Annotated in this window: 24 protein-coding genes; 13 read left to right on the forward strand and 11 right to left on the reverse strand. The window is 45.0% G+C overall.

Annotated elements, in window-relative coordinates; genetic code table 11:
- Positions 1–257 precede the first annotated feature (257 nt).
- From tkt to ACZ5O6_RS11650, 6 genes are all read left to right on the forward strand, one after another.
- On the forward strand, positions 258–2,261 hold the full coding sequence (gene tkt, locus ACZ5O6_RS11625) for a transketolase (RefSeq protein WP_447092966.1): 2,004 nt from the start codon (positions 258–260) through the stop codon (positions 2,259–2,261).
- Positions 2,262–2,341: 80 nt separating this feature from the next.
- On the forward strand, positions 2,342–3,358 hold the full coding sequence (gene gap / locus ACZ5O6_RS11630) for a type I glyceraldehyde-3-phosphate dehydrogenase (protein WP_447092965.1): 1,017 nt from the start codon (positions 2,342–2,344) through the stop codon (positions 3,356–3,358).
- Positions 3,359–3,410: 52 nt separating this feature from the next.
- The gene (locus ACZ5O6_RS11635; RefSeq protein WP_447092964.1) at positions 3,411–4,571 is read left to right on the forward strand and encodes a phosphoglycerate kinase; all 1,161 of its coding nucleotides are present in this window, start codon (positions 3,411–3,413) and stop codon (positions 4,569–4,571) included.
- 66 nt (positions 4,572–4,637) lie between these two features.
- On the forward strand, positions 4,638–5,669 hold the full coding sequence (fbaA, locus tag ACZ5O6_RS11640; RefSeq protein WP_447092963.1) for a class II fructose-bisphosphate aldolase: 1,032 nt from the start codon (positions 4,638–4,640) through the stop codon (positions 5,667–5,669).
- A 413-nt stretch (positions 5,670–6,082) separates the two neighbouring features.
- Positions 6,083–7,258 (forward strand): IS4 family transposase, encoded by a 1,176-nt coding sequence (locus tag ACZ5O6_RS11645; RefSeq protein WP_447093035.1) that lies wholly within the window; start codon positions 6,083–6,085, stop codon positions 7,256–7,258.
- 85 nt (positions 7,259–7,343) lie between these two features.
- A complete protein-coding gene (locus ACZ5O6_RS11650) occupies positions 7,344–7,631 on the forward strand; it encodes a GIY-YIG nuclease family protein (protein ID WP_447092699.1) in 288 nt (95 codons plus the stop codon).
- Positions 7,632–7,795: 164 nt separating this feature from the next.
- On the opposite strand, the gene ACZ5O6_RS11655 is transcribed toward ACZ5O6_RS11650, so the two are convergent.
- A complete protein-coding gene (locus ACZ5O6_RS11655) occupies positions 7,796–8,869 on the reverse strand; it encodes a lipid A deacylase LpxR family protein (RefSeq protein WP_447092700.1) in 1,074 nt (357 codons plus the stop codon).
- A 266-nt stretch (positions 8,870–9,135) separates the two neighbouring features.
- Between ACZ5O6_RS11655 and ACZ5O6_RS11660 the strand changes: the two genes are divergently transcribed.
- The 5 genes from ACZ5O6_RS11660 (at position 9,136) to ACZ5O6_RS11680 (ending at position 12,495) form a co-directional block, all read left to right on the forward strand.
- Complete coding sequence (locus ACZ5O6_RS11660; RefSeq protein ID WP_447092701.1) at positions 9,136–9,636, forward strand: DUF302 domain-containing protein; 501 nt, start codon at positions 9,136–9,138, stop codon at positions 9,634–9,636.
- Positions 9,637–9,714: 78 nt separating this feature from the next.
- Positions 9,715–11,181 (forward strand): 4-hydroxy-3-polyprenylbenzoate decarboxylase, encoded by a 1,467-nt coding sequence (ubiD, locus tag ACZ5O6_RS11665; protein WP_447092702.1) that lies wholly within the window; start codon positions 9,715–9,717, stop codon positions 11,179–11,181.
- Between the two features lie 40 nt (positions 11,182–11,221).
- Complete coding sequence (locus ACZ5O6_RS11670; RefSeq protein ID WP_447092703.1) at positions 11,222–11,431, forward strand: hypothetical protein; 210 nt, start codon at positions 11,222–11,224, stop codon at positions 11,429–11,431.
- Positions 11,432–11,459: 28 nt separating this feature from the next.
- On the forward strand, positions 11,460–11,798 hold the full coding sequence (locus ACZ5O6_RS11675) for a zinc ribbon domain-containing protein YjdM (protein ID WP_447092704.1): 339 nt from the start codon (positions 11,460–11,462) through the stop codon (positions 11,796–11,798).
- Positions 11,799–11,895: 97 nt separating this feature from the next.
- Positions 11,896–12,495 carry a transglutaminase-like domain-containing protein gene (locus tag ACZ5O6_RS11680; RefSeq protein ID WP_447092705.1) on the forward strand — a complete coding sequence of 200 codons (600 nt, stop codon included), beginning with the start codon at positions 11,896–11,898 and terminating at the stop codon, positions 12,493–12,495.
- Positions 12,496–12,517: 22 nt separating this feature from the next.
- Here the strand turns inward: ACZ5O6_RS11680 and ACZ5O6_RS11685 are convergent, their stop codons facing one another.
- The 7 genes from ACZ5O6_RS11685 to ACZ5O6_RS11715 form a co-directional block, all read right to left on the reverse strand.
- Positions 12,518–13,537, reverse strand: coding sequence for a hypothetical protein (locus tag ACZ5O6_RS11685; RefSeq protein WP_447092706.1), 1,020 nt, complete (start codon positions 13,535–13,537; stop codon positions 12,518–12,520).
- A gap of 103 nt (positions 13,538–13,640) precedes the next feature.
- Entirely contained in the window at positions 13,641–14,882 is a 1,242-nt protein-coding gene (locus ACZ5O6_RS11690; protein WP_447092707.1) for a heme biosynthesis HemY N-terminal domain-containing protein, read from the reverse strand.
- Entirely contained in the window at positions 14,882–16,321 is a 1,440-nt protein-coding gene (locus tag ACZ5O6_RS11695; RefSeq protein WP_447092708.1) for a uroporphyrinogen-III C-methyltransferase, read from the reverse strand. Before ACZ5O6_RS11695 ends, ACZ5O6_RS11690 begins: the two co-directional genes overlap by 1 nt.
- Positions 16,322–16,340: 19 nt before the next feature.
- Positions 16,341–17,138, reverse strand: coding sequence for a uroporphyrinogen-III synthase (locus ACZ5O6_RS11700; RefSeq protein WP_447092709.1), 798 nt, complete (start codon positions 17,136–17,138; stop codon positions 16,341–16,343).
- Positions 17,138–18,121, reverse strand: coding sequence for a hydroxymethylbilane synthase (hemC, locus tag ACZ5O6_RS11705; protein WP_447092710.1), 984 nt, complete (start codon positions 18,119–18,121; stop codon positions 17,138–17,140). Before hemC ends, ACZ5O6_RS11700 begins: the two co-directional genes overlap by 1 nt.
- A 96-nt stretch (positions 18,122–18,217) precedes the next feature.
- Positions 18,218–18,985, reverse strand: a complete 768-nt coding sequence (locus tag ACZ5O6_RS11710) for a LytR/AlgR family response regulator transcription factor (protein ID WP_447092711.1) — start codon at positions 18,983–18,985, stop codon at positions 18,218–18,220.
- A 32-nt stretch (positions 18,986–19,017) separates the two neighbouring features.
- Positions 19,018–20,133, reverse strand: coding sequence for a sensor histidine kinase (locus ACZ5O6_RS11715; RefSeq protein ID WP_447092712.1), 1,116 nt, complete (start codon positions 20,131–20,133; stop codon positions 19,018–19,020).
- A gap of 321 nt (positions 20,134–20,454) precedes the next feature.
- Between ACZ5O6_RS11715 and argH the strand changes: the two genes are divergently transcribed.
- Positions 20,455–21,852 (forward strand): argininosuccinate lyase, encoded by a 1,398-nt coding sequence (argH, locus tag ACZ5O6_RS11720; RefSeq protein ID WP_447092713.1) that lies wholly within the window; start codon positions 20,455–20,457, stop codon positions 21,850–21,852.
- Here argH and ACZ5O6_RS11725 read toward each other — a convergent pair.
- The 3 genes from ACZ5O6_RS11725 to cyaY form a co-directional block, all read right to left on the reverse strand.
- Positions 21,849–22,298 (reverse strand): DUF3291 domain-containing protein, encoded by a 450-nt coding sequence (locus ACZ5O6_RS11725; RefSeq protein ID WP_447092714.1) that lies wholly within the window; start codon positions 22,296–22,298, stop codon positions 21,849–21,851. The genes argH and ACZ5O6_RS11725 overlap by 4 nt on opposite strands.
- 4 nt (positions 22,299–22,302) lie before the next feature.
- Complete coding sequence (locus ACZ5O6_RS11730) at positions 22,303–22,776, reverse strand: outer membrane lipoprotein (protein WP_447092715.1); 474 nt, start codon at positions 22,774–22,776, stop codon at positions 22,303–22,305.
- Positions 22,777–22,871: 95 nt separating this feature from the next.
- Positions 22,872–23,231, reverse strand: a complete 360-nt coding sequence (gene cyaY / locus ACZ5O6_RS11735) for an iron donor protein CyaY (RefSeq protein WP_447092716.1) — start codon at positions 23,229–23,231, stop codon at positions 22,872–22,874.
- Between the two features lie 215 nt (positions 23,232–23,446).
- Here cyaY and lptM point away from each other — a divergent pair, with 215 nt between their 5' ends.
- Positions 23,447–23,575 (forward strand): LPS translocon maturation chaperone LptM, encoded by a 129-nt coding sequence (gene lptM, locus ACZ5O6_RS11740; protein WP_447092717.1) that lies wholly within the window; start codon positions 23,447–23,449, stop codon positions 23,573–23,575.
- Positions 23,576–23,609 lie beyond the last annotated feature (34 nt).

Raw genomic sequence — 23,609 nt, forward strand, 5'->3', positions numbered from 1 at the left:
TGATTCGCCATAAAATGGCGAACCTCCAGCCTCTTATCTTGCGCCCATTCCTATGCGGCGCAGGCTATTTTTCACAGATTCACGTAATCAGGGATTCAACAGTGTCACCTACTCAGTAAATATGCGAAAATAGCGGCCTTTTTGGGGCTGAGCTCATTTTTCGACCCACAATTAGCGTATTTGCTGTTCTGCTAGTGTCTCGATAACCATCTCTGCCTTGCCACCATTTCATCCTCTATATTTAGGAATTCTCGTTTATGCCTTCTCGTAACGAACTCGCTAATGCTATTCGCGCACTCAGTATGGATGCTGTTCAGCAAGCTAACTCTGGTCACCCAGGCGCGCCAATGGGCATGGCTGATATTGCCGAAGTCTTGTGGAACGATTACATGCAACATAACCCCGCCAATCCTGAGTGGGTCGATCGCGACCGCTTTGTATTATCGAATGGCCACGGTTCGATGTTGATTTACTCGCTCCTCCACCTGACTGGCTACGCGCTTCCTATTGAAGAGCTCAAAAATTTCCGCAAATTGCATTCAAAAACACCGGGGCATCCCGAATATGGCTATGCACCGGGGGTAGAAACCACCACTGGCCCACTAGGCCAAGGCATTAGTAATGCCATAGGTATGGCTGCTGCCGAAAAGATACTAGGCGCACAGTTCAACCGTGAAGATCACAATATTGTTGACCACTACACTTACACCTTCTTAGGCGATGGTTGCTTAATGGAAGGGATCTCTCACGAAGTGTGTTCGCTAGCGGGCACTCTAGGTTTAGGTAAGCTTATCGCCTTTTACGATGACAATGGCATCTCTATTGATGGCGAGGTCGAAGGCTGGTTTACCGACGATACACCAAAACGCTTTGAGTCGTACGGCTGGCAAGTGATTGCTAATGTCGACGGACATGACAGCAAAGCCATTAAAGCCGCGATTGAAGCGGCACGAGCAGAAACGGATAAACCCACCATTATTTGCTGTAAAACCATTATTGGCTTTGGCTCACCTAACAAACAAGGTACAGAATCTTGCCATGGTGCGGCACTAGGTCACGATGAAATCGCACTAACCCGCGAAGCCTTAAACTGGCAACATGCCCCGTTTGTTGTACCAGAAGATATCTACAAGGGCTGGGACGCCAAAGTCACTGGTAACGCTGCCGAAAAAGAATGGAATGCCACGTTCGATGCCTATGCTGAGGCACATCCAGAACTCGCCAAAGAATTTACGCGCCGCGTGATCAATAACGAACTACCCGCAGATTTTAGTGAAAAAGCCGATGCTTATATTCGTGAATGTCAAAATAAATCAGAAAAAGTAGCATCACGTAAAGCCTCGCAAAACTGCCTCAATGAATTTGGCCCGTTGTTACCTGAATTGCTAGGCGGCTCTGCAGACCTTGCCGGTTCAAACCTCACCTTGTGGAAAGGCGCAAAAGGTGTAGAAGCCAACGATGCCAGCGGCAACTATCTGTACTACGGCGTACGTGAATTTGGCATGAGCGCCATGATGAACGGTATAGCCTTACATGGCGGCTTTGTGAACTATGGCGCAACCTTCCTTATGTTTATGGAATATGCCCGCAATGCGGTGCGCATGGCAGCACTGATGGGGCAACAAAGTATCTTTGTCTATACCCACGATTCTATCGGCTTGGGTGAAGATGGCCCGACTCACCAACCCGTCGAACAACTCACCGCGTTACGCGCCACTCCGAATCTCCATACATGGCGCCCCTGTGACACCGTAGAGTCTGCCGTATGCTGGAAATCAGCGATTGAACGTCGTGATGGCCCCAGCGCGTTGATTTTCTCACGTCAAGGCTTGGCACCTATGGCGCGTAATGAAGAACAGATCACCCATGTCGCCAAAGGCGGTTATATTTTGGTGGACTGTGAGGGCGAGCCAGAGCTTATCTTTATTGCAACAGGTTCCGAAGTTGAACTAGCCGTCACTGCCGCAGCCACACTGACCCAACGCGGTCATGCTGTACGCGTTGTCTCTATGCCTTGTGCTGAATTATTCAGCGCCCAAGACGCCACCTACAAGCAAGCGGTTTTACCCATTGAAGTCGGTGCGCGTATCGCAATTGAAGCGGCACACGAAGACTACTGGTACAAATTTGTTGGTTTCGACGGTCGCATTATCGGGATGAACACCTTTGGTGAATCAGCGCCGATTAACGATTTGATGGAGCACTTTGGCTTTACGCTCGACAACGTACTCGCAACTGCAGATGACTTGCTGAGCGACTAAAACCTTAAGGGCTATAAGGGGTCAGAGTCGCTGATTCTGCCCCCTAGATCCTGATCACCTCAACCTAAAAACATACTGCTATGTTAAATGTCGCTATTAACGGTTACGGTCGTATCGGACGCTGCGTATTGCGCGCGTTTTACGAATCAAACCAACGCAACAATATTGCCATCGTAGCCATCAATGAATTAGCTGATAGCAAAACCATTGCGCACCTCACAAAATACGACTCCACACATGGAAAATTTTTTGGGGATGTTGAGTTAACTAATGATGTATTAACCGTCAATGGCGATAAAATTCGTATTTTTCATGAAGAACAAATCGCACCGCTGCCATGGGATGAGATGAATATTGATTTAGTGCTGGAGTGCACTGGCGCATTTTCCGATAAAGTCACGGCACAACAGCACATTGATGCTGGCGCTAAAAAAGTGCTGTTTTCCCAACCGGCTGAAAGCAATGTTGATGCAACCATCGTGTGCGGTATTAATGACTATACCTTGCTCGACGAACACACGATTATTTCTAATGCATCGTGTACGACAAACTGCATTGTTCCCGTGATTGATACCTTGCATCAAGCCTTCGGCATTGAAAGCGGTGTGATTACAACCATTCATTCCGCAATGAACGATCAGCCCGTCATCGACGCCTACCACAATACGGATTTACGAAAAACGCGCGGCGCTTATCAATCGATTATTCCCGTAGATACAGGCCTTGCAAAGGGCATAGACCGATTGCTACCCGCACTGGCCGGTCGCTTTCAAGCACAAGCAATGCGAGTACCCACAGCCAATGTCTCGGCAATTGATTTATCCGTTGTTGTTAGCCGCTCTGTGAATGCGGCCGAAATTAATGCAGCGCTGCGATCAGCTTCAGAGAAGATACCCCATATTTTAGGTTATTCAGAAGAGCCTTTAGCCTCTTGCGACTTCAATCATGATACCCGTTCAGGCATTGTTGATGCTCACCAAACGCGTGTAGCTGGCGGCACCTTAGTCAAAGTACTGACATGGTTTGATAACGAATGGGGCTTTGCTAATCGTATGTTAGACCTTGCTAATCAGCTCTCACATATTCACCAACAATAATTGACCGTTATCCATTACCAAAGATTCTGACACCGAGGAAAAAGAAATACCCATGAACGTATTATCAATGACTGACCTTGAGCTTGCCGGTAAACGCGTACTCATTCGTGAAGACCTAAACGTACCGATAAAAAATGGGGCTGTTGCATCCGATGCACGCATTCGCGCTGCGCTACCGACTATTGAACACGCGCGTAACGCAGGCGCACAAGTCATTCTAATGTCGCACTTGGGTCGTCCCACCGAAGGTGAATTTGCCGATGAGTTTTCCATGCAGCCCGTTGCGACCTACTTAAGTGATGTATTAAAAACCAGCGTGCCAGTCATTCGCGATTGGCAGCAAGGCATTGAAATCAATAATGGCGATGTGGTTCTCTTAGAAAATGTTCGCTTTAATATAGGCGAGAAAAAAGATAGCGACGAACTGGCTAAAGCCTACGCGAACTTATGTGATATTTTTGTGATGGATGCCTTTGGCACCGCCCACCGTGCCCAAGCCTCGACTCACGGCGTAGCTAAATTCGCACCCACTGCGTGCGCAGGTCCACTACTCGTCGGTGAACTCACCGCATTAGAAAAAGCACTGGCCAATCCAGAACGCCCCTTGGTCGCCATTGTTGGCGGCTCTAAAGTGTCCACCAAGCTAACCGTGCTAGAGACATTAGCCGATAAAGCCGATCAAATTATTGTCGGTGGCGGCATCGCCAATACCTTTTTGGCCGCCAGCGGAAAACCCGTTGGAAAATCTTTATACGAAAAGGATTTAATCCCCAATGCAAAAGCACTGATGGAAAAAACACAGATTCCTGTACCCACAGATGTGGTCGTCGGTAGCGAATTTTCTGAGACCGCAACGGCAACCGCTAAGCCTGCTGAAGATGTCAGTGACAGCGATATGATTTTTGATATTGGTGCCGATACATCAGCCACGTTAGCTAATATTATTCGTGATGCAAAAACGATTTTATGGAACGGCCCTGTCGGCGTATTTGAATTCGATCAATTCGGTGAAGGCACAAAATCTTTATCGTTAGCGATTGCCGACAGCGCAGGCTTTTCTATCGCCGGTGGCGGCGACACATTGGCGGCAGTCGATAAATACAATATTAGCGATAAAGTGTCTTATATTTCCACTGGCGGCGGCGCATTTTTAGAATACGTTGAAGGCAAAACCTTACCTGCCGTTGCTATATTAGAAGCACGCGCAAAATAATTTAACCCAAGGGGCAGCGTAACAACGCTGACCCTATAACCAACAAAAAACCGAAAGGACAACATCATGCCTGTCGTTAACCACGCACAATATTGCCAAATGCTAGACAATGCTAAGCAAAATAAATTTGCTTACCCCGCCATTAATATTACCTCTAGCGAAACGATCAATGCTGCCCTACTAGCCTTTAAAGAAGCCAATTCAGACGGCATTATTCAAGTCTCCGTCGGTGGCGGAAAATTCGCATCAGGCCAAGGTGTAGGCTCCATGGTGAAAGGCGGTATCGCGCTTGCCGTATATACACATCTAATGGCAGAAGAATATGATGTCAATGTCGCACTACATACCGATCATTGCCACCCCGAATATGTTGAATCATTTTTGATGCCATTGATCGCCGAAACCAAAAAACGTCGCGCGGCCGGCTTGCCTAATTTATTTAACTCACACATGTACGATGGTTCTGCATTACCCATGGATGAAAACATTGCCGAATCAAAACGCATCATGACAGAGTGCATCGCTAACGATATTATTTTAGAAATTGAAACCGGCATCGTTGGTGGCGAAGAAGATGGCCACGACACTTCTGATGTAGCGGCCGATAAGTTATACACCACACCAGAAGATATGGTGATGGCGGCTAAAGAATTGGGCTCAATGGGGCGCTTTATGTTAGCGGCGACATTTGGCAACGTACACGGCGTTTACAAACCGGGCAATGTAAAACTTACCCCTTCTATTTTGAAAGATGGTCAAGCTGCTGTTGTTGATGCACTTGGTGAAGATGCGCATCTTGATCTTGTGTTTCATGGTGGTTCGGGTTCAGAGCTTCACGAAATTCATGAAACTCTCGATTACGGTGTCATTAAAATGAATATCGATACCGACACTCAATACGCATACTCGCGCCCCGTTGTTGATCACATTATGAAAAACTATGACGGTATGTTAAAAATCGAAGGCGAAGTAGGTAATAAAAAAGTTTACGACCCCCGCGCCTACGGTAAAAAAGCAGAGCGCAATATGGCTGACCGCATTATGCAAGCCTGTGATGATTTACGCTCTACTGGTACGTCGTTGGGTAGGAATATTTAACAGGTAATAAAAACATGTGCGAATGTTGAGAATGGATTCTGGCATTCGCCAGAATGACGGGCTGAATTTTTAACTCGCTTTCGGCTTTCGGCTTTCGGCTTTCGGCTTTCGGCTTTCGGCTTTCGGCTTTCGGCTTTCGGCTTTCGGCTTTCGGCTTTCGGCTTTCGGCTTTCGGCAATATAATACATCGTCGTGCCGAGCTTGACTCGGCATCCACAAAATTACATAAGGAACCTCTGATTAACCGTCATTCCGGCGTATGCCGGAATCTATACATGCTTAATTTATAGGGATTCCGGGTCAAGCCCCATAACTGTCCGGAATAAAAGTTAAGCGTATTGCTGAAGAGGTTGCAGCCTCTAGGTTTAAAGGGTAAAACCCACTGACACGACTCATAACCTAGAGGCTGCAATATGTATAGAAATACACGATTTACTGAATTAATGAAAGCACTTCCTCGCCAAGCAGTAGAAAAAGTGGTTTCAAAGCATAAAGCAGATAAGCACAACAAAGGATTTCGTTGCTGGAATCAACTGCTCGCAATGATCTATGCGCAGGTATCAGGATGCCAAAGCTTACGAGAATTAGAGGCGGGTTTTAATAGTCAGGAGACGCATCATTACCATTTAGGTTGTCGTAAAATTAAGCGTTCGACATTATCAGATGCGAATAAATATCGTTCGAATAACGTGTTTGCTGATATCTGTGCATTGCTCTTAAAGCGCGGACACAAAAAAGTGAAAGGTGAACTCAGTGACCTATTGTATTTACTAGATTCCACACCGATACCGTTAGTGGGTTTAGGTTACGATGAGTGGGCTGAAGCAGAAAAAGATAATCGTATTCAGGGATTAAAAGCGCATTTAACGATAGCGTCTCCGAGTAATACTCCGGTCAACCTTGAAATAACAGAACCTAAGATAGGTGATCTTGAAGTAGGTAGAAAAACGGAAGCGGAAATAGGCGCGACGTATGTGTTTGATAGGGGTTATACCGACTATAACTGGTGGTATCGTTTACATGAATCAGGTAGCGTATTCGTCTCTCGTTTTAAACGTAATGCGTCTTTAGTGGTTGAATCGTATCGTCCAATCGAAGCCAAAGATGAGGCGATAATTTTAGAAGATGCGATAGTGTGTTTTAAAAACAAACGTCCGGGAGGCGCTAGGGTTAATCATTATCACGGTACGCCACTACGAAAGATTACAGTGAGTCGGCCGGATAAAGATACGCCGTTAATTATCGCGACCAATGACATGACGCGGTCAGCGAAAGAGATTGCTCAGTTGTATAAACAGCGTTGGGGAATTGAATTGTTTTTTAAATGGATCAAGCAACACTTAAAAATAAAAGTGTTCTTGGGTCGTAGTAAAAATGCGGTAAAAATACAAATTTATAGCGCCATTATTACGTACTTGTTGGTGCAATTGTATCAGCGCAATTTTCGACAAGATGTGAGCTTGAAGATGTGCCTAATGAGCTTGCGAGCGACTCTGTTTCAGAGAGTTGAAACAGAGTGGCAAATAGAGAAAAAGAGGCGTAAGAAAGTCTTGTATTACCAATCCATGCAAGGAGCTCTTGCTCTATGAATATTTATTCCGGACAGTTATGGGGTCAAGCCCGGAATGACAAAAGCGGTTAATCAGAAGCTTCATAACTATTCAAGGAAGAATAATGAAACAACCCACCGTTTATCTTTTAGCCAATAAGCCATACGGCACACTATATATTGGCGTCACCTCACAACTAATAAAACGTATTTGGCAACACAAAAATAACCAATGCTCCGGATTTACCCAGCAATATAATATTCATAACTTAGTCTGGTACGAACAGCATCAAAATATGCTGAGTGCTATTGCGAGAGAGAAACAACTTAAAAACTGGAAAAGACAGTGGAAGATACAATTAATAGAAACAATCAACGCCGAATGGAAAGATCTTTATTATTCGTTGTTGTGAACTATAGATTCCGGCATTCGCCGGAATGACGATTCTATATAGCTGACCTGTAACCTGTAACCTGTAACCTGTAACCTGTAACCTGTAACCAATATTATACCCATGCCCCGTCATGCCGAGCTTGACTCGGTATCCACCGCAAAAATAACAACACACACTAAAAATCAATACCGCCAAATCACATTCAATGCACCAAAACGATTAGGTTCTTGTTGCTGTTTAAACTCTCTAGTACGATAAATTTGTGTGATGCCAAATTGCACATCACCTACATTCAGTACTGCGCCCACTTGTATATCTCCGACCCAATCTTTTTTCTCAACACTATGGCTGTCTTTGTGAGTATTGCCATCCAAAAAAATATCACGTTCGACATAACGACCACTGGCACCGGCGAACAAATACCACTCCACTGACTGCTTCGGTGTGAAGTAGTTTGATCCAACTGCGCTAGGGCGAATCAAGGGTGGACCAAAGTCCTGACCTAATGAATTTCCCCAGCGTAACATTAACCCTGCGTTAGCAAAGGTATATACATTGCCGATACTAAAACCGGCTTGTGGTGTTACATCAATATTGCGGCCTAATGGGTATTGCCATAAACGGGTATAGGCAATATTCAATCCGAACTCATCTTTTAATTGGTTATTCCAACCTCTTGGCGTTGTCGTATCTACCCATTCATGAAACTGCGTCTGTGTTTGCTCAGCTAAAGCCGAGGGGCCAACAATGCCTACTGTTATATCTAGCGCATTCGCGTAACGATAGCCTTCATTATTTTTTGTGGAGTTTACATTCCAATCAATCACACGCCTATCACTGGTTAAAGAAAACGTGGTGTAAAGCCAGCCAGCATAAGGCCGGTCGTCAATAATTAAATTTGGCTCGCTAATATTGTCGGGCGTAAAAATAGACTGGCCGAATGCAAAACCAAAACGCACGTTATCTGATGAGCGATAAAAAGGCACAAAATCGGCTATTTTTTCAATCCATCGTGGGTGGTACGTGTCACTTACATAGGCCAATTGAAAACCATTGGTATAATGACGATCTGTACCACTACCAAATAAGTCATTTTCTATTGCAAATGAAAACGCTCCCTTAGAATCATCCAATATTAATGATTCATCAATATCAACATCAGCACTAGCAGCAGAAACAATGATAGGGAGCGAAAGAAACGCTAGCCACCATTTCTTTAATGGCAGAACAATGCTGTCATTATGTATTGTTATCATATAATCTTTCTCTTAACTCGCAACAATGGTTTGCGCATTTCTGGAATTATTAACCGTAGCACCATTATAAAAATGTGACGTCTGGTCTAACGACTAAAACCGTTAATAAATAGCCGGACAACTTTTTACTACCTATCTAACGTCAGGAACCTATTGGGATTACTTAGATCTATTAATTCTGTAGAGTTTACATGTTTTACAAACATAATTTTCATACTCTCACTATTAGTATTTAGTGATTTTTACTCATAACAGGAGCTAACAATATGCGATATATCAAACCGAGCCTTCAGGCAATGGTCACTTTATTTGTACTATTTGCAAGCAGTTTAGTATTTGCTGGCAGCCATGGTGAACATGCGGCACATAATACAGTGATTAACGGTCTGATTACTGTGCAAAGTCAGCACTCGGTAGCCGATACGGCTAACAAGCTCAATGCTTTGCTGATTAAAAAAGGGATGACGGTGTTTGCGCGTATTGACCATAGTGCTGGCGCAGAAAAAGTGGGGCAGTTGTTACGCCCAACCGAACTGATCATTTTTGGCAATCCCAAAGTAGGTACGCCGCTGATGCTCTGCGCACAGTCTATCGCCATTGATCTGCCACAAAAAATGCTGATATGGGAAGACAGCGAAGGCACGACATGGCTTGGTTATAATGACCCGCAATACTTGCAGCAACGACACCACGTTGATGGCTGTGACAAGATACTGAAAAAAGTGGCTGGTGCCTTAAATATGTTTGCAACCGCAGCTAGCCAATAAATAAGCGAGTACTGCAACACCTCACCCATCGCGGAGAGAAGCGCGTATAATTTACTTTCCATTGAACAAGCGAACATCATGAAATATAAAGACCTCCGCGATTTTATTGATCAACTCGAAAAACAGGGTGAACTTAAGCGCATTAGTACCCCAGTTGACCCTAATCTAGAAATGACTGAAATTTGCGATCGCACCTTGCGTGCGCAAGGCCCAGCATTACTGTTTGAAAATCCTGTCGGACACGATGTGCCCGTACTCGCCAACTTATTTGGTACACCTAAACGTGTGGCTATGGGCATGGGCGAAGACTCTGTTGAAGCCTTGCGTGAAGTGGGAAAATTACTCGCCATGCTCAAAGAGCCAGAGCCGCCCAAAAGCATGAAAGACGCATGGGATAAACTGCCCATGTTCAAACAAGTGCTTAATATGTCACCCAAGGTGATCAAAAAAGCGCCTTGTCAACAAGAGCAATTTGAAGGCGACGAGGTTGATCTTAGCCGCTACCCCATACAAACCTGTTGGCCGGGTGATGCTGGGCCATTAGTCACGTGGCCGCTAGTGGTTACTCGTGGGCCAAACAAACCACGACAAAATTTAGGTATTTATCGTATGCAAGTCATCGGTAAAAACCGCTTAATTATGCGCTGGCTAAGCCATCGTGGTGGCGCACTCGACTTTCGTGAGTGGCAACAGCAAAATCCTGGACAACCTTACCCTGTTGCCGTGGCATTAGGTGCCGACCCCGCCACGATTCTTGGCGCAGTCACCCCAGTACCCGATACATTAAGCGAATACGCTTTCGCCGGCTTATTGCGTGGCGGTAAAACCGAAGTCGCTCAATGTATTGATAGCGATTTACAAGTCCCTGCTTCCGCCGAGATTATTTTAGAAGGTTTCATCTATCCTGACGATATGGCAGACGAAGGGCCATTTGGCGACCACACCGGTTATTACAATGAAGTGGATAGCTTTCCGGTATTTACTGTTGAGCGTATCACTCAGCGAAAAAAACCTATTTATCATAGTACCTATACCGGCCGTCCACCTGATGAACCGGCCATTTTAGGTGTAGCACTTAATGAAGTGTTTGTTCCTATCTTGCAAAAACAGTTTCCGGAAATCAGCGACTTCTATTTACCTCCCGAAGGCTGCTCTTACCGCATGGCGATTGTTACGATGAAAAAACAGTACCCCGGCCATGCCAAACGAGTGATGATGGGCGTGTGGTCTTTTTTACGACAATTTATGTATACCAAATTTGTCATCGTGGTTGATGACGATATAAACGCCCGTAGCTGGGAAGATGTGATCTGGGCAATTACTACTCGTACAGATCCTACACGTGACATTACCTTGGTAGATAATACGCCAATAGATTACTTAGATTTCGCCTCACCAGTATCGGGCTTAGGCTCAAAAATGGGGCTAGATGCTACGAATAAGTGGCAGGGCGAAACCGACCGCGAATGGGGCACGCCAATTGTAATGGACGATGCGATCAAAAATAAAGTGGATGCTATGTGGGATGAGCTCAACATTGATTAGCCCACAAATAATTGAATAGAGTCGCAATAACGAGAAAACAATGGATACCAATTTAATACTATCTTGCTGTATTTTATTTGCTGGCATTTACGGCGTCGCTAGTTTTTTTCCTGCCATTGGAAAATATCTATTCCCCAGTGTGTATACCGAAGAAAGTGGTCGCAATCCACGACGCTACGCTATTTTATTTACTGGCACTTTTTGCTTAATAGCTGGCGTGTACGGCTTGCTAGTACAGCCTATTTTTTAAATCATTCACTGTTATTATAGAGAGTCTTATGTCTGAACTTCCCGCCTGCCCTCAATGTTCATCAGAATATGCGTATGAAGATGGGCTTATGCTTGTGTGTCCAGAATGTGGTCACGAGTGGTCAAAAGATGGATCGGGAGAAGAGAGCGATGAAAAAATAGTAAAAGATGCTAACGGCAATGTACTCCGTAGCGGCGATACCGTTACCGTCATCAAAGATTTAAAAGTGAAGGGCTCATCACTCGTTGTAAAAGTGGGTACTAAAGTTAAAAATATTCGACTCGTCGATGGTGATCATGACATCGATTGTAAAATAGATGGCGTAGGCGCAATGAAGCTAAAGTCGCAATTTGTTAAAAAAGTATAGCCTAGCCTTTTCTGCAACTAAAGCCGTCATTTTGTAGAACTAAAGCTATCATTCCAAACTTGATTTGGAATCTATACACGCCGTAGCCATAAAAAATATGCATTCAGAATCGCTAGAAAAATACATAAAAGCCTCCTCCTATATTGATTGTGATGAACCAACAATCGTTGAACTAGCGCACCAGCTTAGAGGTGACTATACAAATGATGTCGACATTGCTAAAACGTGTTTCGATTATGTTCGCGATCACATCAAACACTCATGGGATTTTAAAATTGACATTATCACTTGCAAGGCATCAGATGTATTAAAACACCAAACAGGTTATTGCTATGCCAAAAGTCACTTATTGGCTGCGCTATTAAGAGCCAATAATATTCCCGCGGGATTATGTTACCAACGACTGTCTATCGCAGGAAACGGCGCACCTTATTGCTTGCACGGACTCAATGCCATTTATTTGCAAAACACCGGTTGGTACAGGGCAGATCCTAGAGGTAACAAAAGTGGTGTTAACGCACAATTCACTCCCCCAAAAGAGCAGCTAGCATTTAGTACAAACGATCGATACGAAGAAGATATTAAAAGTATCTGGCACGAACCATTGCCAACCGTTGTTAATGCCTTAACCAAGCACACTACATGTAAGGCAGTTTATGAGAATTTACCCGATGTAGAAGCTGAAGATAGCCCTTAATTTAGTCACCAGTGCTGTAAAGCTACGGTCTAGGCTCTCGATGAGAACCCATTATTGGGCTTTGTGGCACTTGTAGTGTGTTGGCATTGGTTGTTGGTGGAGCGGTTGTTGGGCGGCGCATTGAGCCGGGTTGGCTTGGAGGTATCGTACCCATTTGATAACGGCGGCCGAAAGCCTGTTGTCCTGTAGTAATGCGTGTGTCTCCGCTGCCAACACGATAAATATTCTGATGAAGCACCGTCTTATTCCCCGAAGAAGCATCCGAAAAAACTACCGCATTACTCGCTACATGATCATCACGGCCTTGCCGCCCGTATTCTTCGGGACCAAAAACATCACTGATATCTTTATGCGCTTTTAAGTGTGTAGTGGCTCGCATGGTTGCCTGTGCCGAGGTTTCAGGCACATCTTTGCGAGACTGAAAGGGCTGTACATGACCATCGCGACCAAAAGCATCTTCAACAAGCGAGCAACCCGTTAATCGAGGTGTTAACTGTACAGGGTCTTGCTGTTTAGTCATCGTAATGGAAGAAGTGTTGAGGGTTTCCTGACCACCATTTCCACTCCAGCCCGTCTCTCTGGGTGTCATAGCATTATATCCCGCCTCAAAATGCGGAATATCTGTATTTTGCGTAGGCGCAACGATAAAGGTTTTCATCTCACGTAATGCGCCTTGGCTATCACGACGATCCCTTGAGATACCAAAATCCGTGACACCAAAGGTGTAATGGCCTGATGACGCATCACCACCTAAATTCGCCCGCACCTCGTGCTTTTTCATCACGTCTTGAATGCGGCTCATATCACCGCTTTGAAAAGCATTGGCAACGGTAGAGGCATCGGTCAATGTCGCTCTTCGCTGCTCAATAGGAGGAGCCGCTACCATCGTTTCAGCACGCTGAATACCTTGGCTTTTTTTCGCGCCACTGACTTTACCACCTATTGCACTAAAGACATTACGTACACTTTGACTAAAACCAAACCCGCTACTTTTGCCGGGTGGCTTGCCAGAACCACCACTACTTCCATCTGCGCTTGCCATAACTTTTTCGAACCTAATCTATCAAGTAATCAATAATGCTTAGATGATTACAGCTATAGCAAATGTCGTCAACGGGTTAAAATTTACCCATATTTGATCATCATTATTGAGTGATGGCAGGTAATGTGGTGACCAGCAGGTCGGGTGTTGCACAGAGTAAACCTTGTTTGTAGGATTGCTCACTCTCTTTACTTTCACCCAGTGCATGCTGTAGACGTGCTAACTCTGCATAAGCTGCAACGGAAGACTGTTGCGCAATACTGGCGAGAAAAAAATCTTTTGCCCGTCCCCATTGTTTATTTTGCAAACATAGGCGACCCAACGTGAGCTGTAATACGCTGTTGCTAGGTTGTGGTTTCAACCAAGTTTCAGCCTGAGTTAGCGCTGCTGCAGTATCGGTATAAGACAGTAAGCCATATTGGTGTACCCACGCTTCGTTCCACTCGCGATTAATATTTCGCGCTAATATTTTGCCGGCATTATCGTAGGCCTTTAAATCCACTAATGTATTAATAAACAAGGTGAGTATTGTGGTGTCTTTCTGGAAATGTTTTGGTAAATTATTAACGCAACCTTCAAGTAATTGCACACGCTGGGCATTGTCTAATGTGTTGTTTTTTTCAACATTATCTTTTACGGTTTCTTGACATAAACGCTGTTCTAAATAATACCGTTCTTCTAATGTTGATATGTCTTCTTTATGTAACACGGGCAATAATTTTTTGAGGGCAGCCCAATCCTCCAACGCAATATATACGTCTTTTAATAACGACAAAATACTGTTGTGCGTAGGATGCAATGATTCAAGGCTCAGCAATATTCCTAAAGCCGATTCAAACGCCTGTGATTTGATATGCATACGCGCTTGCATTAACGATATGGTCAGTGTGTTTTCGTCCGAGCATTTTTCTGCTTGTTTCAATAAATGTAGCGCATTTTCTGTTTCACCTATTTCATAAGCGCAGTGTGCTGCAGCTAAGTAGTTAAGCTGAGGGTCGGGCAAGTGTTTCGCAGAACGCATCAAATTTTTGTGCGCCAATGCCCAGTCTTGACTCAGAAAAGCAACTAGGCCTTGAGTGAATTTTCTTTGCACTCTAGCTTCACTGCGGGCAAAAAAACGTTGATGCATAAAGCGTGTGCGACGCAACAATAGTTTAACCGCAGCAACAAATAACCAGATTGAGAATATACTAGACAATACAATTAATACTGCTAGCCATACACTCATTTCGATGCTGGTATTCGCTAATACTAATAAAAAATAACTGTTTTCATGCTGCATGATATACAGTAAAAAAATAACTGCGGCGATAAAAAATCCAATAAAAAGAAAAAGGCGTTTCATTAGAGCGCCTCCTGTTCGATAAGATTAATCTCTTTTTCTTCGTTGTTTTTTGATTCTTCACTTTTATCTTTCGAGTGATTTTTTTGGTCACTATGATTGGCTTGTGATGTGTAAACCTTAATATATTGATTAAGCACATTTAAAGATGATGAAACATTAGGCAGTTTAGAAATAATGGCGCGCTGCTCAAGCTCGCCTAATATGCTCACTAAAGATGTTTTTTCCTCATAGTGAGCATAATGCATATTGAGTAAATGCGCCGCACGCTTGAGACTTTGTTGGTAAATGTTTTTTTCTTCTCTGAGCAAAGCGACCTGAGCTTGCACTAGCAATAGCCGTATATTTTCTTGCGTAATCGCTCGCTGCGCATCAGATAGCACTGGTTTAATAGTCTCGTCATGATGAGTAATGCGAATATAATTATCTAACGACGACAAGGTGTGAGTGGTACGCTGCTTAATGGCTTGCCATAAACTTGGCGCGGTCTTTGTTTCAATTAATGTGTCAGCGTTTTTTTCTTTCGTATAACTCTCTTTATTTTTATTGTCCGACGATGGTTTTTCTTGCGGTGGTGTAAGCGGTGCAGCAGGTAATTGAACAACTTGCTCAATGATTGCATCTAATTGTAAATACATGCCTTCGCGATCAATATTGGGCATAATTTTTAACGCGACAATATCGTTCTGTATTTGTTCGCGCACGATAAATAAATCGGGAATATCTATATCGCGTAAAGTATTGTCGGCGGCTTCGAGCAAACCTATAACGCTAGAGGCGCTACTCCCCGTTAATTGTCGCTGAGTGGCTAGTCGTAATAGGTGACGCGCTTCTTCTAACATCCAGCCATCGCGACTAACACCGCTGAGTGCATTTATTCGTTCTAGTTGCACGTCTAAGCGCTGCTGCAGTATTTGCTGCTCTTGACTTGACTGTTGCACTAATAAAGCAAACTGTTCTTGTTGATTCGCCAATTGTTTTTCTAGTGCTGCATTCTTGTCGTTGATTGCTGATTGCAATTGTTGATATTGCTGTACAGAGACATCATGTGTTTGCTGAAACCGTTTATCTTGCAGCAGCCATAACTGCCATGCGCCATAAGCCATTACAGCAATGATGATGAAAATAACAATAAACCAAAACAGATTTTTAATGATTGATCGCTGTCCGATGGGGCGCTGGTTTTTCATCTTTTGGCTGGAAGTTGATCGGGTAGATTCTGTTTTTTGTGTAGTGCTACTTTTGGGCGGTGTGGATTTATTGGTCATTGTTGACGGGCTGTTTGTTTTACTTGTGTTTTGAACACTATTTTTTGAGGCATTATCGCTCGGCATTGGAGCTGCTTCCTCGATAGCGTTATCAACGGGTGTATTCTTTTTTTCATCTAAAACGTTGTTGGTTTCTTCTTTATTTTCTTTACTGGCTTTTTTGTTGTCAGTCATTGCGTTGTTCTCTTATTTTTTATTCGCTATTTGCGCACATATTACTATTTAGCAGCGCGTCTATCATACTGTCGTGGGTTGCGTTGTCAGCGATACATAATGACCGAAAGCCTGCTTCAGACGCCGCCTCGGCTACACGCTGACCTGACACCAATAGTGTTTGCTGTTTTAACCACTGTAAATCACTATTTTCTATATAAGTACACACATTATGTAGTGTCTCGACACTATGCACCGCCATTACAGCATGCCGCGTGGTTGAGCGAAAGCTAGGCTCAAGCGAGCTAACACTGTGTGGCGTTTGGCGTTGATACACTTCACAATAATCCACTTGTGCGCCACGTGTTTGTAGTGAATCCGCTAGATGTGTGCGCCCACCTTTACCGCGAAAAATAATAATTTTTTCACCACTAACTGACTGCAACTTGGGGTGCGTAAGTAGTGCTTCACTGTTCATCGCTTGAAGAGGCGACTCGTACAACATACCCGTTTGCATACTTTCAGCTAAGAGCGTCGCTGTTGCCTGACCAATGGCGAAGTAATTCATTTCTACGGGTAATTGCGGCCAATATTGATCCAGCCACTCCATGCCATAGACCACGGCATTTTGACTAATAAAAATCGCTTTTTGATACTCAGCAAAACCCAAGATGCGGTTGATAATAGCACGCTGAGATATATCGTCGGTAAGTGGCGTAATGTGCATCATGGGTTGCTTTGATACCCATGCACCCAAGCCTTGTAATTGCTCTGCCCATTGCTGCGCTTGTCGTTCAGGGCGTACCACCAATAAGTGGTAAGGCGACAAATCCGCCATTAGTCACCGACCTCGCTGCCGCTATTGTCTTGATAGACCGCTTGCAGAATAGCGCCAGCCCCCTGATCAAGTAGGCGCTCTGCCAACATAACTCCAAGGGTGTCGGCTTGATCGGGAGTGCCAATCACTTCATCGCTTAACAGGGTATTGCCATCAGGGCTGCCGACTAAGCCACGTAAGCGCAATTGCGGATTGGAAGTATGCGATTCAATATGTGTCGCATAACTCGCAATCGGTACTTGGCAACCGCCTTCGAGACGTCGGTTCATAGCGCGTTCGGCAATCACACGTTCAGCCGTCAGCGAATCGTTTAATGGCGCTAACCATGCGTTGACTTGAGCGTCGTCATCTCGACATTCAATACCCACGGCGCCTTGACCACCCGCAGGCAAACAGGTTTCGGGGGATAAATATTCGGCGATCCGGTCGTGCATTTCCAAGCGCATTAATCCCGCTGCCGCGAGAATAATCGCATCGTATTCGCCCTCATCAAGTTTACGTAGGCGTGTATTTACATTGCCACGCAAGAATTTGATCTGCAAATCAGGTCGCTGAGCGAGTAACTGGCACTGACGACGCAAGCTGGATGTACCGACGATAGCCCCTTTGGGCAGATCTGCAAAACATGTATAACGGTGAGAAACAAACGCGTCGCGTGGATCTTCTCGCTCACAAATCACGGGCAAACCGAGACCTTCAGGAAATTCCATGGGTACATCTTTCATAGAATGCACAGCGATATCCGCCTCGTGATTTAACAAAGCGTGTTCTAGCTCTTTAACAAACAAGCCCTTGCCACCCACTTTAGCGAGCGGTACATCAAGGATATGATCGCCACGACTCGTCATCGGCAATAAAGTGACCGTAAGTTCGGGGTGAATGGTTTCTAAACGGGCTTTAACATATTCGGCTTGCCATAAAGCCAGCGGACTTTTACGAGTGGCGATAACGAGGGTATTTTTCGGTCGGGGCGCTAATGACATAGCTATCTCTTTGTTACGACTAAACAATAGGGGATGCGGCAACGGAATGCAGCGATTAATGAAGGGATGCTAAGCCCTGATCGTTAGCAAGTAAACCTATAACGTATCCAAAAAGCCCTTTATTTTTCGCGCATAACGACGACTGACCACTGGCTTGGTGTCTACGCCGCTAAGACGAACGCTATAAGCACCATCGTTTGCACGATCAAGACCATTGATATGCTGGGCAGAGACTAGGGTGTTACGATGAATGCGAATAAAGTGGGGAGCAAAATCGGTTTCTAATTGCTTGAGGGTTCCGTCCATTAAGCACTCGCCCTGAGTACCTACGACCGTAATATATTTACTATCAGCGGTAAAATAGCGAATAGAGTCTATCGCAATGAGATCGACACCTCGATGGCTATGTACCGTGAGATGCTGCGGCGGGTTTATCGTTGGAGCGCTGTCGGTTTTAGGGCGATCTTCTGCTTCTGTCGATGCATGAACCGCTGCGAGTTGAGCTTTACTCAGTTGTTGTGCTTTTTCCAGCGCCTGCGCCAACTTTGTGCGGTTGATCGGCTTCATCAAATACCCTGCAGCAAAGGTTTCAAAGGCTTTTAGCGCATATTGATCGTAAGCAGTGGTAAAAATAACCGCAGGCGGGTGTTCTAGCAGGCTAATTTTTTCGGCTAATTGTAGCCCTGTTTCTCCCGGCATCTCGATATCGAGTAAGACAACGGCGGGGTCGACATGTTTGATAAGCTCAAGGGCGTCTTCAGCATTCTGTGCTTCGCCGCTGACTTCGTAGCCAAGTGCAACGACCATTCGCTGTAAGCGCTCGCGCGCTAGTGGTTCATCATCCACAATAACAATATCTAACATAAAAAAATGGCTCTATTAATGAGTTATTTTTATTAGTGGGCTGTAGTCAGTGGAAGCGCAATATCCACTTTATAGCGCCGTGTTTCCGTATCGCCTATCAAGCCTGCATTCACTACCGCTTGATCACCATAATGCGCTTGCAAGCGATAACTAATATTTTCTAAGGCCATATGATTGCCTGCTTTTTTATTGAGCGAGTACGTTAGTGCATCGGTTTCACTAGCGGGTAAATCAGTCACGGGGTTGCACACACGAAGCTGTAAAAAATGATCGTTTGCGGTAACGGAGATTTCTATTTTTCCGCCATCGGCTATGCGCTGAATACCGTGACAAATTGCATTTTCGATCAATGGTTGTAGTAAAAACGAGGGCACATGGCTGGCTGGCATATTCTCTTGCAGATGCCACTCTACCGTCAAGCGATCACCTAAACGTACCTGCTCTATCGCCACATAGCGCTGGCAGAGGTCAAGTTCATCCTGTAAAGGAACGAGGCTCGCCTGCTGCAAACTGGTACGGAACACCTCACTTAAATCTTCGATCACCTGTTCGGCCAATACCGGTTTTGTGGGGATAAGGCTGGCCGCCGCATTTAACGCATTAAACAAAAAATGGGGGCGTATACGTGCGTGTAGTGCCTGAATACGCGACTGTAATTCTGCCTGTTGTTGTCTACGTAGTTGCTGCTGCAAGTATAAATAGCGTAAAAAAATACCCGCAATAATGGCGGCTAACATCATGTATTGAGCAGCGATGAGCCACGGCACGACTCCCATCATTAACCATAATCCACTAGCGATCACCGCGTAGGCAATCAATAACACGCAACCATAGGCGATAGCGCCTGCTATTTGCGGCGATAATTGGGCGAGACGAGGCGATAAATAACAAAGTGCTGCGGCTGACAGTAGAACAATCCATTGCACAACCATTGATACGTATCCCAGTTGCCCCCACGAAAAAGCACTGAGCGAACTCGCCATCAATACCAGCGCGAGCGCAATGAGTTCACCAAGCAATACCAAACCAAATACCGCGGTGCCACTGCACAAATAAGGGAAAAAGCCATTAGCATGGCTATCATCGGCGTGCAGCCCTTCAGCATTAGCCGGGTGAATATGTTTTGTGAGAAAAGAGCGAAACGCCATTGTTATTATAATTATCCTATTGCGGGGCTTTATGGTTGTTTATTTTACTCATCAAAAAGCCCACTCACCGGGTTGAGTTTTATTAGCACAGAGCATACAACAATTAGTCGGTACGGTATAATCAGCCGCTTTTACGTTATTGACGTCCTGGATATGCCATTCCGGTGAAACTGGGATCTAATAAACGCTAATATTCTAGAGATACCGGATCAAGTCCGGTATGACAAAGGAACTTAATCATACTTCCTAAATAAACCTAATCGTAGCTATCGCCACGATTAAGCGGTTAATCACACACAATAAACCATTGAGAACTACGTTATGAGCCAAGAAGATACGCCAATTAAACCCTGGGGTGGTCGTTTTACCGAAGCCACTGATGCCTTTGTTGAACGCTTTACCGCATCGGTTGGTTTTGACCAGCGCATGGCTCACCAAGATATTAATGGGTCGATTGCACACGCCACCATGCTGACTAAAGTCGGCGTGCTAACCGAAGAAGAAAAACAGCAAATTATCGACGGCCTAGAAGCTATTCGCAAAGAAATCGACGCAGGCACCTTTGAGTGGTCAGTTACCCTTGAAGACGTGCATATGAATATCGAAGCCGCGTTGACTGCACGTATTGGTATTACGGGTAAAAAACTTCACACGGGGCGTTCGCGTAACGATCAAGTCGCCACCGATATTCGTCTGTATTTGCGTGACGAAATTGATGTCATCGCCAAAGAGCTCACTCGCCTGCAAGAAGGGTTGTTATTCGTTGCCGAACGTGAAGCCGATACTATTATGCCCGGCTTTACCCATTTACAAACGGCACAACCCGTCACTTTCGGCCATCATCTACTCGCATGGTTTGAAATGCTACAGCGAGACTATACGCGTTTGATGGATTGCCGCTCACGTGCCAACCAATCGCCGCTGGGTGCAGCCGCGCTAGCAGGTACGACTTACCCCATCGATCGTGATTACACCGCTGAACTACTGGGCTTTGATCGTCCTACGGCGAATTCATTAGATTCTGTGAGCGATCGTGATTTTGCGATTGAGTTTTGCGCATTCGCCAGTATTCTCATGACACATCTATCTCGTGCGAGCGAAGAGCTTGTGCTGTGGACATCCGCCCAATTTGATTTTATTGATCTACCCGATCGCTTTTGTACCGGCTCGTCTATCATGCCGCAAAAGAAGAACCCCGATGTACCTGAACTAGTGCGCGGTAAAACCGGCCGTGTTAATGGTCACTTGATATGTATGTTAACGCTGATGAAGTCACAACCACTGGCTTACAACAAAGACAACCAAGAAGATAAAGAACCCTTGTTCGATGCGCTCGATACTGTGCGTGATTGTCTACGGGCTTTTGCCGATATGATCCCCGCCATCACCTCGAAAAAAGACAGCATGTACGAAGCGGCTAAACGCGGATTTTCTACCGCGACCGATTTAGCCGACTACTTAGTGCGCAAAGGTATTCCGTTTAGAGATTCACATGAAATCGTCGGTAAATCCGTTGCCTATGGTATCGAAACGGGTAAAGATTTATCGGATATGTCACTAGAGGAACTTCAGCAGTTTTCTGATCAAATCACGGCGGATGTTTTTGACGTGCTGACCTTAGAAGGTTCGGTTGCTGCGCGAGACCATATTGGTGGCACCGCACCTAATCAGGTGAGAAAAGCGGTAGAAACAGCGAAAGTCTTATTAGACAATCGTTAATTTGCGGGAGCCGGGAAGTCCTGCTTGAAACTAAAGTGCTGAGGGCTTACTCCTTGTTGGCGTAAGCCCTGTAGTTTTTCGCGAGCTTCGATGAGCGATGGCTGACAACCCACCGGTACCCACCACAACACCATATGGCTTTCGCGCATATTCTCAAACCATTCTTGCTTGCGGCGCATAATCTCAATGTGTGCAGTGTGATATACATAGTGATGCAAAGCCGCCTTATCGACCCATACCGACATATTCACAATATGGTCGGCGCCAAATAACTCTGCTTCTAATGTATCGCCGACCGGTGTTTGGTAACGCCAAATAAATCCACTCGTCTTTTCGGCAAGCGCATTAATGCGCTCGATATTAGCAACAAAGTCGGTCAGCGGGGGCGAATCAATAGGGTGCGCTAATTGGGCGATATTCAGTTGTGCAAGATGGTAGGCTGTCATAGTATTAATAACTCACGCGAGTAACGCCGTTTAATTCTAATAAGCGTACGCGATCTCCCGCGGTAAAAAACAATTCATCTTTTACCTCTTGCACCACTGACAGTGTGCGGCCATCGTCCATTTCGATTTGAATTTCTTGACCTTGTTTACGGGTGAGCTTTTCTTCTGTTGCTTGGCCTGCAACACCACCAATAATCGCTCCTATTGTTGTTGCAATTGCCTGACCACGACCATCACCTACCGAGTTACCCGCGATACCGCCAATAATAGTACCTCCTAGATTGCCTGCGACACCTTCACGGTCGCCCTCAATGACGACCGGGGTTACTGATAGTACTTGTCCATAGTCTACGGTTTGCACTTTTCGTGCATCTTCTCGTGTATAGGTATCGCCGGTCAGTCCACTATTCGCACAAGCCGTAAGCGCTAGCGCTAAAACGGCAAAAAAAGTGATTTTAATGGTGTTAGTGATAGACATAATATTTCTCCATTCCATGATTTGTTCTAAATATATTCTTAAGAGAGACCCATCAGCCGGTATGTTGTTCCCTTTAATAACCAATTAAGTGTAAATTACAGCGTATCAATATGATGAAAAGACACTGCTGCATGCGATTGCTCAGTACAAGTACGCGATAACAGTTCACCCAGCGTTTCATCTGTTTTGGTGCAGCGCCAAACGCCATCACTATAGATATGATGAAAGCCACCCGACTTCGCTGCCACCCAAATTTGTTGTGTCGCTTGTTGACGAGAAATAATGACCTGTGTGCCGGTATCCTCGCACTCAATCGTCAGCACACCCGACGCATTTTCGTAATCTAACTCAACTCCATTAGGTTGATTCCAATTATCGAGCGTGTCTTCAATCGCGTTGTAAAGCGTTTCTGCAATTTCGATATATTCAGCGTTGTTCATGACGGTGTCATTCATAGTTAATCCGATAGTACTCGTTTAATTAAAAAGGCTGGGGCTATACAATTCGTGTGAGTGGCTATTTTACCCTAACACACTACTATAGTGGACGTAATTTACGTAAGCCCATGCGAACGTGATTCACTTCGACAAGCATTGACAGCTCACATATACTACAGCCTTTATTCTGGCTAACCCCTGATGATTAACCATAACCGTTTACAGTGATTTTTATGATTCAACTATTTCGCAAGGTATCGACACTGAGCCTATTCGCATTCATTTTTATAACTGTAATGGGGCTATCTGGTTGTGGGCAAACAGGCCCTCTCTATCTTCCCGACGAAAAGCAAGCATCATAACCAATGGGAAAATTGCAGCACCTTTAATATTCCG

This window comes from Eionea flava, assembly GCF_055393785.1.